General features: G+C 68.8%; 15 protein-coding genes and 1 pseudogene. 3 read left to right on the top strand and 13 right to left on the bottom strand.

All coding sequences use genetic code 11. The features are described from left to right. Position 1: 1 nt before the first annotated feature. The 3 genes from AU188_RS07070 to AU188_RS07060 are packed head-to-tail and all read right to left on the bottom strand — an operon-like array spanning position 2 to position 2,818. Entirely contained in the window at positions 2-1,387 is a 1,386-nt protein-coding gene (locus tag AU188_RS07070; protein WP_059163054.1) for a class II 3-deoxy-7-phosphoheptulonate synthase, read from the bottom strand. Positions 1,388-1,421: 34 nt separating this feature from the next. Then, a complete protein-coding gene (locus AU188_RS07065) occupies positions 1,422-1,919 on the bottom strand; it encodes a polyadenylate-specific 3'-exoribonuclease AS (RefSeq protein WP_059163021.1) in 498 nt (165 codons plus the stop codon). Next, the gene (locus AU188_RS07060; RefSeq protein ID WP_059163020.1) at positions 1,919-2,818 is read right to left on the bottom strand and encodes a hypothetical protein; all 900 of its coding nucleotides are present in this window, start codon (positions 2,816-2,818) and stop codon (positions 1,919-1,921) included. Before AU188_RS07060 ends, AU188_RS07065 begins: the two co-directional genes overlap by 1 nt. A gap of 111 nt (positions 2,819-2,929) precedes the next feature. Between AU188_RS07060 and AU188_RS07055 the strand changes: the two genes are divergently transcribed. Continuing rightward, a complete protein-coding gene (locus tag AU188_RS07055) occupies positions 2,930-4,207 on the top strand; it encodes a glycosyltransferase 87 family protein (protein ID WP_059163053.1) in 1,278 nt (425 codons plus the stop codon). Here AU188_RS07055 and AU188_RS07050 read toward each other — a convergent pair. From AU188_RS07050 to AU188_RS07030, 5 genes are all read right to left on the bottom strand, one after another. Beyond that, on the bottom strand, positions 4,204-4,929 hold the full coding sequence (locus AU188_RS07050; RefSeq protein WP_059163019.1) for a lysophospholipid acyltransferase family protein: 726 nt from the start codon (positions 4,927-4,929) through the stop codon (positions 4,204-4,206). The two genes, AU188_RS07055 and AU188_RS07050, sit on opposite strands and share 4 nt — an antisense overlap. Before the next feature lie 84 nt (positions 4,930-5,013). Continuing rightward, positions 5,014-5,400, bottom strand: a complete 387-nt coding sequence (locus AU188_RS07045; RefSeq protein WP_059163052.1) for a hypothetical protein — start codon at positions 5,398-5,400, stop codon at positions 5,014-5,016. Beyond that, on the bottom strand, positions 5,397-6,653 hold the full coding sequence (locus AU188_RS07040) for an ArsA family ATPase (RefSeq protein ID WP_059163051.1): 1,257 nt from the start codon (positions 6,651-6,653) through the stop codon (positions 5,397-5,399). Before AU188_RS07040 ends, AU188_RS07045 begins: the two co-directional genes overlap by 4 nt. Positions 6,654-6,670: 17 nt before the next feature. Further along, positions 6,671-7,108 (bottom strand): SRPBCC family protein, encoded by a 438-nt coding sequence (locus AU188_RS07035; RefSeq protein WP_059163018.1) that lies wholly within the window; start codon positions 7,106-7,108, stop codon positions 6,671-6,673. A gap of 44 nt (positions 7,109-7,152) precedes the next feature. Beyond that, entirely contained in the window at positions 7,153-7,542 is a 390-nt protein-coding gene (locus AU188_RS07030; RefSeq protein WP_059163017.1) for a polyketide cyclase / dehydrase and lipid transport, read from the bottom strand. Between the two features lie 91 nt (positions 7,543-7,633). Here AU188_RS07030 and AU188_RS07025 point away from each other — a divergent pair, with 91 nt between their 5' ends. Further along, positions 7,634-9,433: an AMP-dependent synthetase/ligase gene (locus tag AU188_RS07025; RefSeq protein WP_059163016.1), complete on the top strand. Its 1,800-nt coding sequence runs from the start codon at positions 7,634-7,636 to the stop codon at positions 9,431-9,433. Here AU188_RS07025 and AU188_RS07020 read toward each other — a convergent pair. The 4 genes from AU188_RS07020 to AU188_RS07005 form a co-directional block, all read right to left on the bottom strand. Continuing rightward, entirely contained in the window at positions 9,421-10,566 is a 1,146-nt protein-coding gene (locus tag AU188_RS07020; protein ID WP_059163015.1) for a glycosyltransferase family 4 protein, read from the bottom strand. The genes AU188_RS07025 and AU188_RS07020 overlap by 13 nt on opposite strands. Position 10,567: 1 nt before the next feature. Further along, entirely contained in the window at positions 10,568-11,434 is an 867-nt protein-coding gene (locus AU188_RS07015) for a basic secretory protein-like protein (RefSeq protein WP_059163014.1), read from the bottom strand. Then, the gene (ripC, locus tag AU188_RS07010; RefSeq protein WP_059163013.1) at positions 11,403-12,524 is read right to left on the bottom strand and encodes a peptidoglycan hydrolase RipC; all 1,122 of its coding nucleotides are present in this window, start codon (positions 12,522-12,524) and stop codon (positions 11,403-11,405) included. The genes AU188_RS07015 and ripC overlap by 32 nt, the downstream gene beginning before the upstream one ends. Before the next feature lie 153 nt (positions 12,525-12,677). After that, the gene (locus AU188_RS07005) at positions 12,678-12,881 is read right to left on the bottom strand and encodes a hypothetical protein (RefSeq protein WP_059098908.1); all 204 of its coding nucleotides are present in this window, start codon (positions 12,879-12,881) and stop codon (positions 12,678-12,680) included. Between the two features lie 112 nt (positions 12,882-12,993). On the opposite strand from AU188_RS07005, the pseudogene AU188_RS07000 reads away from it, so the two are divergent. Further along, positions 12,994-14,802, top strand: a pseudogene (locus tag AU188_RS07000) (DEDD exonuclease domain-containing protein); the annotation flags it as partial. Here AU188_RS07000 and trpD read toward each other — a convergent pair. Then, positions 14,740-15,807: an anthranilate phosphoribosyltransferase gene (gene trpD / locus AU188_RS24880; RefSeq protein WP_286137338.1), complete on the bottom strand. Its 1,068-nt coding sequence runs from the start codon at positions 15,805-15,807 to the stop codon at positions 14,740-14,742. The pseudogene AU188_RS07000 and the gene trpD sit on opposite strands and share 63 nt — an antisense overlap. Positions 15,808-15,810: the final 3 nt, after the last annotated feature.

Raw genomic sequence — 15,810 nt, 5'->3', positions numbered from 1 at the left:
TCTAGTCGCGCAGCATCTCCGCGACCAGGAACGCGAGTTCCAGGCTCTGCTGGGTGTTCAACCGCGGGTCACAGGCGGTTTCGTAGCGCCCGGCGAGGTCGGAATCCGAGATGTCCTGCGCTCCGCCGAGACATTCGGTGACGTTCTCACCGGTGATCTCGACGTGGATGCCGCCGGGGTGGGTGCCCAACGCCCGGTGCACCTCGAAGTAGCCCTGCACCTCGTCGACGATGCGGTCGAAGTGGCGGGTCTTGTAGCCGGTGGAGGACTCGTGGGTGTTGCCGTGCATCGGATCGCACTGCCAGATCACCTGGTGGCCGGTGGCCTGGACCTTCTCGATGATCGGCGGCAGCAGATCGCGGACCTTGTTGTTGCCCATGCGGGTCACCAGCGTCAGCCGGCCCGGCACGTTGTTCGGGTCCAGCCGCTCGACGTACTCGACCGCGAGTTCCGGTGTCATGGTCGGGCCGAGTTTGACGCCGATCGGATTCGCGATCACCTCCGCGAACGCGATGTGGGCGCCATCGAGTTGGCGGGTCCGCTCGCCGATCCACACGTAGTGCGCGGACAGGTCGTAGAGCTTCGAGCCCTGCTCGGTCTCGGACAGCCGGAGCATCGCGCGTTCGTAGTCGAGCACCAGCGCCTCATGGCTGGCGTAGATCTCGGCGGTCTCCAGATTGCGGTTGTCGACACCGCAGGCGCTCATGAACGTCAGCGCGCGGTCGATTTCACCGGCCAGCGCCTCGTAGCGGGCGCCCGCGGGGGAAGTGCGGACGAACTCGCGGTTCCAGTCGTGCACCTGATGCAGCGACGCGAGACCGGACCCGGTCAGCGCCCGGACCAGGTTCATCGCCGCGCTCGCGTTGGCGTAGGCCCGCACCAGCCGCGACGGGTCGTGCTCACGAGCCGCGGGCTCGGGTGCGAAGCCGTTGACCATGTCGCCGCGGTAGGACCGCAGTCCGAGCGCGTCGATGTCGGCCGAGCGGGGTTTGGCGTACTGGCCCGCGATACGCGCGACCTTGACGACCGGCACGCTGGCGCCGTAGGTGAGTACCACCGCCATCTGCAGCAACGCGCGGATGTTGGCCCGGATGTGGGGTTCGGTGTTGTTGACGAACGTCTCGGCGCAGTCTCCGCCCTGCAACAGGAACGCCTTGCCGCACGCCACGTCGGCCAGCAGACCCTTGAGCCGCTCGACCTCGGCGGGCACGGTCACCGGCGGAACACTCTCCAGCACGGTGCGCATGTTCTTGGCCGCATCGGCGTCCCAGCTCGGCTGCTGAACCGCAGGCTTGGCGAGCGCGGCGTCGAGCCGGTGCCGCAGTTCATCGGGCAGTGGCGGCAACGGTGGCAACTGGTCGATGGGTACGTCGACGGTCCAGTTCACCCGTTCATGGTAACGGCCCGCGACATGTGCTTTCTCACCGCTGGGCCGACGCTTCACCGGTGGTCATCAGCTGAAACCGCCGCAGATTGTGGCGAGCATCGACCAGCGCATCGTGAGAATCCCGCGGCCGCGGCGGCATCCGCGGGGAACCGCGCTCTTCCCAGTACTGACGCAACTCCCGCGTGAAACGCGGGATCGCCGGCGGAAGGTCGGTCATCGGGCCCCACAGCTGACACAGCACGACGTGGTCGTAGGCGCCCACCCAGGCCCACAGCTCGATCGGCTCGTCACCATCGATGCCGAAGAAGTCCTCCAGCTCCGAGCGGATCTGGCGCCGCGAACGCCACAGCTGTGAGGCCGGCGGCGGAAGTTTGGGCAGCACGTGCTTGCGTACCCAGCTGCCCGCCCGTTCGGGGTTGAATTCGGTTGACACTGCGTAATATTCGCGGCCGTCCTCTGCGGCAACGCCGATCGATATCAGTTCGATCGTGCGACCGTTGTCGATGAACTCGGTGTCGTAGAAGTAGCGCACTAAGCAGGTTCCTTTTCGGTTTCCGCCGCGACCGACCGGTCCTTCGGCGCCGGAGCGGCGCGGATTTCGCGGTCGAGTTGCTCGTCGACCTCCGCGTCGTCTGGGAACTTGGGCATGCCGGCGACGGCGTCCTGCAACCACAACTTGGCCTGCACGACGGGCCGCCGCAGCCACCGCTCCCGTTCCAGCGCCCGGCGCATCTTGCGGGGCCGGTTGGTGTAGCGCCAGCGCGCCCACGGCGCATGCGGGCGGGACAACCGGATCGCACCGACGACGAGCAGCGGTGTGAGGAACATCCCGATCAGCCCTGTCCACACCTTGCCCTTGAGCAGCACAACGACGGCAAGCAGCAGCGTCAGCACCGCCGCCGCGATCACCCCCGCCCGCGCCAGCAGATTGTGGTCGGTGCGCCAGATGTCGATGTCGAAGAACGACAGCGGGTTGAAACCCAGAATCAGCAGGCCGGCGACGGCGACCGCGGCGAACACCGCATCGACCGAGGTCCGCCCGTCCTCGGCCCAGTACACGTCCTCCAGATGCAGGATCAACGCGAACTCGTCGAGGACCAGCGCCGCGCCGATTCCGAAAAAGATTGCCGCCGCCGTGAATTCGGGTACTCCCCCGTCAACCGCCAACGTCACCATCGTCACACCGGAGACCATGACCAGGACCACACCGATCACCACGTGGTGGATGTGCAGCCCACTACCCTGCGCCGCCGAAACAGAGATATTGCGCGGCTGCCACCACTTGCGTGGCGCAGTGCTGTTCTGGTGGCTGCGGATGTACCGCACGATCGTGCGGGTCACGAAGAACGTCAGGATGAACGCGACCAGGCAGAACACGAGCGGCACCCGCGCCGGGGGGACGGCGAAGTCGAGGTGGATGTCCGCGAGCACTCAGAAAACTTACGCCGCCCGCTGCGGACGCGAGGAGCACAATGACCTGCGCGTGTCGTGGCCGGGATACCGGCCGACCTGCCGGTGCACCCCGATAGTCTGGTCGATGACATGAGTATGTGGCGGTCGCCCGGCGGGGCTGGTTGGGGGCCAACGCTCGCCTGGCGGCTGTTCCAGTTGCTCACCGTGGCCGCGTTGGCCTGGGCGGGTTGGCGGTTGCTCGGCCCGGTCCCTTACCGCATCGACGTCGACGTCTACCGGATGGGCGGACAAGCCTGGCTGGACGGTCGAGCGCTCTACGCCGACGGCGCGATGTTCCACACGCGGGGCGGGCTGGACCTGCCGTTCACCTATCCGCCGCTGGCCGCCGTGGCCTTCTCCCCGTTCGCGTTGTTGTCGTTGGAGGCGGCCAGCGCGGCGATCACGGTGACCACGCTGGTGTTGCTGATCGTCGCGGTGACGATCGTGCTTCACCGGTGCGACGTCTGGCCCGCGACCACGGTGACCGGCGAACCCGCGTGGCTGCGGCAGGCGTGGCTGGCCGCGGCCGTCGTCGCACCGGCGGTCGTCTACTTGGAGCCCATCCGGTCGAACTTCGACTTCGGGCAGATCAACGTGGTGTTGATGACGCTGGTGATCGCCGATTGCGTGCCGCGCCGGACACCGTGGCCGCGGGGCATGCTGCTCGGGCTGGCGATCGCGCTGAAACTCACCCCGGCGGTCTTCCTGCTCTACTTCCTGCTGCGTCGCGACACCCGCGCACTGCTCGTCACCGCGGCGTCCGCCGTCGTCGCCACGCTGGTCGGGGTCGCGTTCGCCTGGCGTGACTCGCTCGAGTACTGGACCGAGACGGTGCGCAACACCGATCGCATCGGCACCGCGACGCTGAACACCAACCAGAACATCGCGGGCGCGTTGGCCCGGCTCGGGCTGGGCGAAGGACCGCGGTTCGTGCTGTGGGCAATAGCCTGTTTCGCGGTGCTGGGGCTGACCGTGTGGGCGGTGCGACGCGTGCTCAAGGCCGATCAGCCCGTCCTCGCACTGATCTGCGTGGCCATGTTCGGGCTCGTGGTGTCACCGGTGTCGTGGTCGCACCACTGGGTGTGGGCGCTGCCCGCGCTGGTGGTCGCGGCGCTGGTGGCGTACCGAAGACGGCACGCGGCGCTGGCCGTGGTGGCGGTCGCAGGTTTGGCGTTGATGGTGTGGACGCCGATCACGCTGATGCCTGAGCACAAGGAGACCGCGGCGTCGCTGTGGCGCCAACTCGCCGGCGGCTCCTACGTGTGGTGGGCGATCGCGGTGATCGTCTCGGCGGGCTCACTGTCGGTGGCCACCGCGCAGCGCAGCAGGCCGGTCGTCGACGCCGCGCCGGTGCCCGCGGTCAACTAACCGGCGGCTACTTCCGGCATGCGGGCCGACGGCTTCATCGCGTCGTCGGCCCTACCCTCCTTGATGTCGGCGGCGTAGAGGTCGACGTACTCCTGACCGGACAACCGCATCAACTCGTACATCACCTCATCGATGACCGCGCGCTCGATGAAGCGGTTGCCCGCCAGCCCCTCGAAGCGGCTGAAGTCCATCGGCTTGCCGAACTTGACCTGTACCCGACCGAAGCGCCACATCTTGCTGCCCGGCGGATTGACGACGTCGGTTCCGATCATGGCGACCGGAATCACCGGCACACCGGTCTGCAGCGCCAGCCTGGCCAGGCCGGTCTTGCCCTTGTAGAGCCGTCCGTCGGGCGACCGGGTGCCTTCGGGATACATCCCGAGCAGCTTGCCCTCGGCGAGGATGCGCTCGGCCGTGTTCAGAGCGCTCTGCGCGCTGTCGGCATCGGTGCGGTCGATCGGCACCTGACCGGCGACGGTGTAGAACCAGCGGGTGAACCAGCCCTTGATGCCGGTGCCGGTGAAGTACTCGGCCTTGGCCAGGAACGTGATCCTGCGGCTGACCACCAACGGCAGATAAAAGCTGTCCGCGACCGCGAGGTGGTTACTGGCCAGAATCGCCGCACCGGAGTGCGGAACATGTTCAAGCCCTTGGACTTTGGGCCTACCCAGCAGTGAAAGCAGTGGCCCCATGAAGATGTACTTGAACAGCCAATACCACATGGGCCCTCCCGGTGAGCGAACACCGGCCGGTGTTCTGCGACAACTTTACCCACGCGCTGTGGATGCGACCACAGCGAGCAACACTTACTCCTCGACTGTGACGGGGATGTGTTGATAGCGGCCCGGTGCGGGCGGCGGCTCGGGTCCGTCCGGGCCGGGCTCGGTCGGCGGTGTCGGCGGGCCGTCGGGCGGTTCGCCCGACCCCGTCTGCCGCTCGGCCTGCTCGAGAACCGCCCGAACCACGGCCAGCAACGCGACGCTGTGCTCCGCGATGACCGTGAGCAGCGGATGCTGTTCGCCGGCCACCAGCGCCGCAAGCGCACAGACGGGGCACCACACCTGCTGGCACTTGCCCGCGCCGCTGCCCATCGCCCGCGCTGCGGCGAGCCGCAACGCGGGGTCGAGCTTGTCCAGGATCGTCTGCGCGAGCTGGCGCAGCTCCGGCCCGAGATCGGCGTGTGGGCCAGTCACTTCGGCCACACCTCCGGATTCGGACGGAACCGCACGGTCAACTCACACCCTCGCAATTGCGCGTCCACCACGATGCACCTACGCAGCACGGACGCTAGACGGACCCGGCGCCGTAAGCCGCCGGCGCCGATGATCAAGTCGTCGTCGACCCTGCCAAGCGAAAGCGCCGAAGAGTCGACCTGCGGTAACTCTAGCCGCAACCGGTAGACCGATTCGAGGCCAGAGCCCGACTCGCGGTCGACGATCGGACGCAGCGGCCCCGGCGGCGCCGACCCGTCCCGGCGGCGCGCGCTGTCCAGCAGCTCACCGAGCGCCTTGGCGCCGATCGGTTCGCCCGCCATATGGGGCACCAGCACCAGGCGGACGTCGCCGATCGTGGCGTCGAGCTCATCGAGGACGGTCCGCTGCTCCGAGATCCGCTCGGTGTACCAGTCGAACGCGGGATGGTCGGGCAGGTTGCGGTACTCATACGAATCGTCTTGCACGAGGATCTGATTGACGATCAACTCCGCAACCTGAACACCCATCAGCGACAGCGATCCCAGCGTCCGCGCCGCCTCCGCCGCCACCACCCGCTCGGCCGTCATCACCAGATGCGCGCTGACCTTGGACTCGTCGGTGAGCAATGTGCTCAGCCGCTCGGTTCCGGCGCCCACCCGCTCGAACAGGGCCACGACGGCAGCGGTGTGCGGGTCATCGGCTCCGGTGGACAGCCGCCGGTGCCGCGGCCACGCCCGCTCCAGATACAGACCGAACGTCGCGGGCAGGGTCAGCATGCGCAGCGCGTCGGCGGTCGACGCACAGTCCACCACGACGCGGTCCCACCGCCCGGAGGCCGCCAGCTCACCCACCTCGTGCAGCCCGAGCACCTCCTGCACCCCGGGCAGTGCCGAAAGCTCTTCCGGGGCAACGCTTCCCAACTCCGACTCGGAGAACCTGCCGGACAGTAACCCGGCGATCTCGCGCCACCGCGACTCGAGCAGCGACAGCGTGTCCAGCGCGAGCGCATCGAGGGAACCGCCACCGGGGACGGCTCCCCCGGTTTCCAGGTCGGCGAACACCCGGGTCGGCTCGCCCGATCCGGTGGGGGTCACCGTCGTGCCGAGCACGTCGCCGATGGAATGCGCCTGGTCGGTCGAGACGATCAGCACCCGCAGGCCCGCCCGTGCGTCGCGCACGGCGGTGGCCGTCGCCAACGTCGACTTGCCTACTCCGCCCTTACCGACGAACAGGCTGATTCTGGCGGCAGGCATGTCGACGGCATCGGCGCTCACTCAGCCTCGACTCGTTTCTTGAGGTCCTTGAGCGCGGTGTCGGTGAGGCGCCGTTCGGCCTTGCGCTTCAACAGCCCGATCATCGGAATGACCAGATCCACCGACAGCTCATAGGTGACGTCGGTTCCAGATCCCTTGGGAGACAGTCGATATGTCCCTTCGAGGGATCTCAACAGTGAGCTGGACACCAGGCTCCACCTCACGGACTTGCGGTCCGGTGGCCAGTCGTACGACAGCACCATCGTGTCCTTGAGTACGGCGGCGTCGAGCACCAGCCGGGCGGTCTTCGGATAGCCCTCGGCGTCGGCCTCGAGGACCTCTGTCTCCTTGTACTCGGCCACCCAGTCCGGATAAGACCCGATGTCTGCGATGACGTCCATGACCGTCGAAGGGTCGGCCTCGATGTGAATGGTCTGCGCCGTCTTGTCCGCCACGGTGAAAATCTACCCTCCCCTGCCGGCGACGGCGCCACGCTGCATCACGCCAACGGCGAGACGCCCACCGGGCGGGTGGCCTCCAGCCGCTGCTTGACCTCGAACGCCATGTTCTTACCCGCGACCCGCCGCCGGTGGTTCATCTTGGCCAGATTCATCTTGGCCAGCTGCCACGCCGCCACGCCCGAGGGCTCGGCGTGCAGGAAATAGTGCAGGACGACGCCATCGAGCACCGGTTCCAGCCAGATCTCCATCGTCCCGATCAGCGCGCCGGTGACGGTCCAGCGGTGGCCCTTCTCCCCGCGATCCTCGACCACCGTCAACCGCAGGTCGGGCCACCAGCGCCGCCAGCTCGCAGGATCCGCGACGTACCGGCCGACCTCGACGGGGTCGGCCGCGACGAAGGTGTCGTCCGCGATCTGGATGCTGTACATGGCCTACCAGCTTCACATATGGCCCTGACCCGGCAGATCGCGGCCGACTAGGCTGGTTCCAGCAGACCAGCCGGATCGGGAGGCCAAGACCGTGCGTGAGTTCAGTGTGCCCGCAACCTTCACGGTGGGCGAGCACGACAACGTCGTCAGCTCCGTGTTCGACCATGAGCGCGACGATCCCGACCATGTCATCTTCCAGCGTCTCGTCGACGGCACATGGGTCGACGTCACCTGCAAGCAGGCCGCCGATCAGATCCGGGCCACCGCACTCGGTTTAATCGCCAAGGGCGTGGCCCCGGGCGACCGCGTCGCGCTGCTGTCCGCGACCCGCTACGAGTGGCCCATCCTGGATCTTGCGATCCTGGCCGCCGGTGCGCTCACCGTGCCGATCTACGAGACCAATTCGCCCGAACAGGTGAAGTTCGTGCTTTCGGACTCCGAGGCGGTGTTGATCATCGCCGAGACCGACGCGCACGCCGACAAGATCGAGCACCTCGAAACGGAACTTCCTGCGCTGCGGGAGGTACTGCGCATCGAGGGCTCGGGCACTCCGGCGCTCGACGAGCTCGCCGAGGCGGGAAAGTCGGTCGACGCCAAGGCACTCGACGAACGGCTGGCCGCGCTGAAGGCCGCCGATCCCGCGACGCTGATCTACACCTCCGGTACCACCGGCCAGCCCAAGGGCTGTCAGCTGACCCATTCCAACCTCGTCTACGAGATCCGCGGCGCCAAGGACTGTTTCCCGACGCTGCTCGACAAGGGCGAGAAGATGCTGGTCTTCCTGCCGCTCGCGCACGTGCTGGCGCGCGCGATCACGCTCGCGGCGTTCACGTACAAGGTCACGCTCGGTTTCACCAGCGACATCAAGAACCTCGTGCCCACGTTCGCGGTGTTCAAGCCGACGCTGGTGGTCTCGGTGCCCCGGGTGTTCGAGAAGGTGTACAACACCGCTGAGCAGAACGCCCGCAACGACGGCAAGGGCCGCATCTTCGAGATCGCCGCCAACACCGCGATCGATTACAGCAAGGCGGAGGACACCGGCGGGCCCGGGCTACTGCTGCGGGCCAAGCACGCGCTGTTCGACCGCCTCGTCTACGGCAAGCTGCGCGCCGCGCTCGGCGGAGACTGCCGCGGCGCGATCTCCGGAGGCGCTCCGCTGGGCGCCCGGCTGGGCCACTTCTACCGCGGAGTCGGGCTGGCCATCTACGAGGGCTACGGCCTCACCGAGACCAGCGCCGCGATCACGGTGAACCGGATCGACGATGTCAAGGTCGGATCGGTCGGAAAGCTGTTGCCCGGCAACAGTATGCGCATCAACGATGACGACGAGCTGTTGGTCAAGGGCGGCGTGGTGTTCACCGGCTACTGGCACAACGACAAAGAGACCGAGGCCGTGTTCTCCGACGGCTGGTTCCACACCGGCGACCTCGGCGCGATCGACGACGACGGCTTCCTGACCATCATCGGCCGCAAGAAGGAGATCATCGTCACCGCCGGCGGCAAGAACGTCGCACCGGCGATCCTGGAGGACCGGTTGCGCGCGCACCCGCTGATCAGCCAGGCGATGGCGGTCGGCGACGCCAAGCCGTTCATCGGCGCGCTGATCACCATCGACCCCGAGGCGATCGAGGGATGGAAGGAACGCAACAGCAAGAACGCCGACGCATCGGTCGGCGACCTGGCGACCGACCCCGACCTGCTCGCCGAGATCGACCTGGCGGTCAAGGAGGCAAACCAGGCGGTGTCGAAAGCCGAGGCGATCCGCAAGTTCCGCATCCTGCCCGTGGACTTCACCGAGGACACCGGTGAGTTGACCCCGACGATGAAGGTCAAGCGCAAAGTGGTGGCGCAGAAGTTCGCCACCGATATCGAGGCGCTCTACGAGGGGTAGAGCAGGCTCGACAACCGCTGCGCCCGGGTGTGCCACTGCCAGTTGTCGACCACCCAGCGCCTGCCCGCCGCGCCCATCTGCGCCGCCCGCTCGGGATCGGCCAGCAGATCGCTGACCGCCGCCGCGATCGCGCCCACGTCCCAGCCGTCGACCACCACGCCCGTTTCCCCGTCGCACACGGTCTCCGGCGCGCCCCCCGAGCCGCCCGCCACGACCGGCACGCCCGAAGCGGACGCCTCGAGGTAGACGATGCCGAGCCCCTCGACGTCCAGCCCGGCGCCGCGGGTGCGGCACGGCATCGCGAACACGTCGGCCATGGCGTGGTGAGCGGGCAACTCGTCGCCGGGGACGGCGTCGGTGAAAACCACGTGTTCGGCCACCCCGAAACTGTGCGCCAGCCTGTGCAGGGATGTGCGGTACGGGCCACCGCCGACGATCACCAACGCAGCGCCGTGCACGCGTTGCCGGATCGCGGGCATCGCCCGGATCAGCATGTCCTGGCCCTTGCGGGGCACCAACCGCGACAGGCAGACGACGACCGGCCGGTTTCCGAGCCGGTAGCGGGCGCGCAGTTCGGCGCGCGCCACCTCGTCGGGGGCGAACCGGTCGGTGTCGACTCCGGGCGGCAAGTGCTCGAGCGCGGCCCGCGGCCCGAACGCCGACGCGAACCGGCGCCGGGTGTACTGGCTGACGTAGGTGATCACATCGGTGTCGGATCCGATGCGGCGCAATGCCGTTCGGGCGAGCGGAAGCATCGACCAGCCGACCTCGTGGCCGTGGGTGCTCGCGATCACCCGACGTGCGCCTGCGTCGCGGGCCAGCGGCGCCATCAGCGCCAGCGGAGCCGCCGCACCGAACCACACCGTCTCGGCGGCGCGCTCCTCGACGAGACGTCGCATGCGGCTGATCACCCGCGGCTCGGGAAGCATCAGGGTGCCCGGATGGCGCACCACCTCGTAGCCGGCGGCGGCGGCCTCGGCATCGAACGCGTCGGAGTCCTTCCACTTCGGCGCGTACACCGTCAGCTTGTGCTGCCCGGCGGCGACCAGGTGGTCGACCAGCTCCTGCAGGTAGGACTGGATACCGCCACGGCGCGGCGGAAAGTCGTTGGTGACCAAAAGAACCCGGCTCACGTCAGCTCGCCCACTGCCGCCACTGCGCCAGCAGCGAGGCTTGGTCGACGCCGAGGGCGTCCCGCACCGCGGTCGCTACATCGGGGTGGCCGGGCCCGCACGCGTGCTCATACAGGTCGCGTAACGGACCCGGACCGTACCGGTCGGCGACGAACCGGGTGAACCACCAGGCCCGGTCGTAGGCCAGTGAGCGGTCGGACCCGGCCAGCTCGGCTTCAGTGGGCAGCCGCAGCGCCGACGCGTCGGGCCGCGGCGTCGCCGGCCGGGCGACGTAGTCGGCCACACCTTCGGTGAGCCAACGCGGCGCGTCGGGCGCGGTCCTGGCGCGGGCCGCGTAGTGAAACAGTTCGTGGCGCAGCACGATTCGAAGCGCGGCGTCGCTCATGTCGGCGGCACCGGGGGCGAACATGATCCGCTCGGCCGTCGCGGTGGCCGCGGTGTGTGCGTCACCGCCGCCGACGGCCGCGAACTGTGCATCGGTGCCCGCGGCGGCGATCACCACTTCGTGTGGCCACTCCGGACCCCAGAACGCGGTGACCGCATCCGCCGCGCCGTCCATCTCGCCGGCGATGCGCGTCAACAGCTTTTCGGCGCGCGCCCCGCCCAGGCCGATCAACTGGACCGTGCGGCCGTCGCTGAGCGTCTGGACACGCGATGCGGCGGTCGGCGTGGTCCCGGAAGCGGAAGCCACCGGGGCAGCGGAGGCAGCCGGGGTGGCGACTGTCGGCGTGGACGCGACATCGGCACGGCCGATCAGGAGCAGCGCACAGATGAGCTCGGCGACGAGGAGTGCGGCGAGTCTGGACCTGCTTCTGGGATGCGCGGCCCTCCGGCGGTCAGTAGCGGCGGACGTTGTAGATCGGCGCATTGTCCACCGGAGCGACTCGCACCGGCGTGCCGTAGGTCGAGGCGTGCACCATCATTCCGTCACCAATGTAGATGCCGACGTGCGACGCATCGGAGTAGTAGGTCACCAGGTCGCCGGGCTGCATCTGGTCCCTCGACACCGGCTGCCCGCCGCTGGCCAGCGCCTGGCTGGAGTGCGGCAGCGAGATGCCGGCCTGCTGGAACGACCACATCACGAGCCCGGAACAGTCGAATGCGTTCGGACCGGATCCACCCCACGAATACGGCGAGCCGATGCGGCTCAGAGCGGCCTGGATCACGGTCGCGGAGTGCCCGCCCACCGGCGGGGCCATGTCACCAGGAGGGATGGCCCCGGGAACCGGCGCCGCGGCGATGACCGCGGGATCGGAACCCGGCGGCGGGGGCCCGGGCGCGGGCACCGGAGGCACGGGTGGCATTGCGGCCAGCGCCTCGCGCTGACGCGGTGTCAGGGCCTCGTACTGCGACTTGACCACGGCGATCTGGACCTGCAGGCGGCTCTGCTTCGATTGCAGCTCCGCACGCACAGCCGCGGCCTGTTCGGCCGCTGTCTTCGCCTCGGCGGCCGATTTCGCCGACGCCTCCTCGGCCAGGGCCGCCTTCCTGCCGATGTCGCGGTAGCTCTTCATCTGTGCCGACATCTCGGCGGCCATCACGCGTTGCACCGACAACTGGTCGATGAGACCCTGCGGCGAGCCGGCGGTCAGTATCGCGTCGAGCCCGTCGGTCCTGCCCCCCATGTACTCCGCGGCAGCAACTTTGTCCACGGCCGTCTGGAAGGTTGCCAGCTGATCTCTCGCCTTGTTTGCGGCCGCGGCGTCGGCGGCGTGCTTGGCCTCCGCGCTCTGCTGGATGGCCAGCTTGTTGTTGAGATCGAGCTGCGCCGAGTGCATCGCCTCGGTGGTCTGCTCGGCCTGCCGCGAGAGCTCGTTGAGCTTCGCCAGCGCATCGTCGGCCGGATCAGCCTGCACACTGCCGGTGAAGATGCCTGCGAGGACGGTGATACCGACTATCGCGCTGACGAAGGGACGTCGAAACCCGCGTGTGGTCAAGCGCGTACGGTCGAGCCTCAAGATTTGCGCCCTTCAACTTCCGTGACGAAGCCGCGTCGAAAACGCTATTAGGTCTCAGACAGGTTACGAAACGGCATCGGGGTTGTCCAACAGAAGACGCAAATTTAACAGTCGCCCTGCATTTCGATACCCCGCCGGCCCCACCGCGTGTCGTCAGGCGACACCGGAACTTCCGTCCCGGTGAATCGGGACCAGCCGCAGCCGCGGCGCCAAACCCACGTCGGCAAGCACCTCCAGCGCTCGCCGCTCGTCGTCGAACAAGGTGTCGGGTACGCCCAGCAAGACACTCACGACGCAGTCCTGACAGCCTGGTCCGCGGACCGCACAGTCGTCGCAGTCGATTTTCACCGTGCCCACGAATGGCTCCTCTCGGTCGGTGCTGTCCGCACGCTATCCGGGGGCACTGACATCTCGTCGCGGTCAAGCGTGGCAACCCGGTCCTGTCGGTGCCGTTTCCTACCGTCAGCGCATGAGCCAGCTCAGCTTCGCCGATGTTGACGGGCAGGCTGATCTCTCGCTGCGCGACACCACGTTCGTCGTCGTCGATTTGGAGACCACCGGAGGGCGGGCCACCGGCGACAACCACGACGCGATCACCGAGATCGGCGCGGTCAAAGTGCGCGGCGGAACGGTGCTCGGCGAACTGGCCACGCTGGTGGATCCTGGCCGCAGCATCCCACCGCAGATCGTCGCCCTGACGGGGATCACCACGGCGATGGTGTGCGACGCGCCGAGGATCGAGTCGGTGCTCCCGGCCTTCCTGGAGTTCTCCCGCGGCGCGGTGCTGGTCGCACACAACGCCGGCTTCGACATCGGGTTCCTGCGCGCGGCCGCGGAACGCTGTCAGATCACGTGGCCTCGACCGCCGGTGCTGTGCACGGTGAAACTGGCCCGCCGGGTGCTCAGCCGCGACGAGGCGCCGAGCGTGCGGCTCTCGGCGCTGGCCCGGCTGTTCGCCGCCACCACCACCCCGACGCACCGCGCCCTCGACGACGCCCGCGCCACCGTCGACGTCCTGCACGGCCTCATCGAGCGGGTGGGCAATCAGGGTGTGCACACCTACACCGAGTTGCGGTCGTACCTGCCCGACGTCACTGCTGCGCAGCGGCGCAACCGTCACCTCGCCGCGGCGCTGCCGAACCGGCCGGGGGTCTACCTGTTTCGCGGCCCTTCCTCCGGGACGTGCCCACGTAGCAGCGGAGTGCTCTACGTCGGCACCGCCGTCAACCTCCGCCGGCGCGTCGGGCAGTACTTCAACGGCTCCGACTCGCGCACCCGCATCAAGGAGATGGCCTCCCTGGCCACCGCGGTCGACCATGTCGAGTGCGCACACGCCCTCGAGGCCGGCGTGCGCGAACTACGGCTGCTGGCCGCCCACGCGCCGCCCTACAACCGCCGGTCGAAGTTCCCGCACCGGTGGTGGTGGTTGGTGCTGACCGACGAAGCGTTCCCCCGCTTCTCCGCGGTGCGAGCACCCAAACAGGACACGCCCATCGGGCCGTTCCGGGCGCGCTCCGACGCCGTCGACACCGCCGCGCTTTTGGCCCGGTTCACCGGCGTGCGAACGTGCACCAGAAAGCTCGCCCGAACCGCAGTGCACGGCCCCGCCTGCCCGGAACGTGAGGTGTCGCCGTGCCCGGCGCCGCGCGACATCGGCGCCGCCGACTACGCGGAGGCGGTGGCCTACGCGACCGACCTGATCGAGGGTCGCGACGACCGCACGGTGGCCGCGGTGCTGGCCCACATCACCGATCTCGCCGACCGCGGCCGATACGAAACGGCGGCGCGCCTTCGGGATCACGCGGCCACCGCGATCGACGTGCTGTGGCGCGGGCAGCGGCTGCGGGCGCTGGCGGCCATTCCGGAGTTGGTCGCCGCACGGCCCGACGGCGCGGGCGGATGGCAGCTCGCGGTGATCCGCAACGGCCAGCTGGCAGCGGCGGGCAACGCGGCGCGCGGCGTGCCACCGATGCCTGTCATCGACGCGATTTGTGTTGGCGCACAAGCTGTTTTGCCGACGACCGCGCCGCTGGGCGGCGCCCTGGTCGAGGAGACGGCGCTGATTGCACGGTGGCTGCAGCAACCGGGGGTGCGCATCGTGCGCGCCACCAGCGGGTACTGCTCGCCGGTGCACGCTGCCGGCCGGTGGGCGTCGTGGGCCGCGTCGGCGCGCTCGGCGCGGCTGGCCGCCGAGCAGTACGAAAGGACAGACCTCTCAAGCCTTTTGGGTGAACCGCACCCAACGCGCGAGGAGCTGTTCGGCCGCCCCGGAGTCGATGGCCTCGGCCGCCTTGGCCAGCCCCGTCTCCCAGGCCGGCACCCATTTGGCGTCGCTGGCTAGTCCGGCATGCGCCACCAGTGCCCCGGCCGCGTTGAGGATCACCGCGTCGCGCACCGCACCGGACGCACCGCTCAGCACCGCGCGCACCGACGCGGCGTTCGATTCCGCATCGCCGCCGACCAGTTCCGACAACTCCGCGCGCTTGAAGCCGAACGCGGCGGGGTCGAACGTCAGCCGCTCGACCGTGCCCGCCTGCACCCGCCAGATCGTGCTTGTCGTGGTCGTCGTCAGCTCGTCGAGGCCGTCGTCGCCGTGCACCACCAGCACGCTGGACCGGCGGGTCGCGAACACGCCGGCCATCACCTCGGCCAGGTCACCCCAGGCACAGCCGATCAGGCCGGCCCGCGGCGAAGCCGGATTGGTCAGCGGGCCAAGCAGGTTGAAGACCGTCGGCACCCCGATCTCGCGGCGCACCACGCCGGCGTGCCGGTACGACGGATGGAACTGCGGCGCGAACGCGAAGCCGATGCCGACCTCGGCGACACTGCGCGCGACATCGTCGGGAGCCAGGTCGATGCGCACGCCGAGCGCCTCGAGCGTGTCCGCCCCTCCGGACAGCGAGGAGGCGGCGCGGTTGCCGTGCTTGATCACCGGAACGCCCGCCGCGGCGACGACGATCGCCGCCATCGTGGACAGGTTCACCGTGTTGGACCCGTCGCCGCCGGTGCCCACCACGTCGACGGTTTCGTTGCCGATGTCATCGGTCGGCACCCGCCGCGCGTGCTTGAGCATGACGTCGGCCAACTCGGTCACCTCGGCCGACGTCGGGCGCTTCATCTTCATCGACACCCCGAAGCCGGCGATCTGCGCGGGGGTCGCCGCGCCGGTCATGATCTGGTCCATCGCCCATGCCGCCTCGCCGGTCGCCAGCGACTGACCGGTGGTGAGACGGCCCAGAATCCGGGGCCAGGTGAACGGATCAGGGTTTTCGGGGGAAGCCACCAC

This window comes from Mycobacterium sp. IS-3022 (assembly GCF_001500065.1).
Classification (GTDB): domain Bacteria; phylum Actinomycetota; class Actinomycetes; order Mycobacteriales; family Mycobacteriaceae; genus Mycobacterium.
This window is presented reverse-complemented; position numbering and strand designations above follow the sequence as displayed.

Excerpts from the sequence above, each read along its gene's own strand:
- AU188_RS07050 (WP_059163019.1), bottom strand. The coding sequence starts at position 4,929 with ATGTGGTATTGGCTGTTCAAGTACATCTTCATGGGGCCACTGCTTTCA.
- AU188_RS07030 (WP_059163017.1), bottom strand. The coding sequence starts at position 7,542 with ATGTACAGCATCCAGATCGCGGACGACACCTTCGTCGCGGCCGACCCC.
- AU188_RS07015 (WP_059163014.1), bottom strand. The coding sequence starts at position 11,434 with ATGCGCCGATCTACAACGTCCGCCGCTACTGACCGCCGGAGGGCCGCG.
- AU188_RS07055 (WP_059163053.1), top strand. The coding sequence starts at position 2,930 with ATGAGTATGTGGCGGTCGCCCGGCGGGGCTGGTTGGGGGCCAACGCTC.
- AU188_RS07040 (WP_059163051.1), bottom strand. The coding sequence starts at position 6,653 with ATGCCTGCCGCCAGAATCAGCCTGTTCGTCGGTAAGGGCGGAGTAGGC.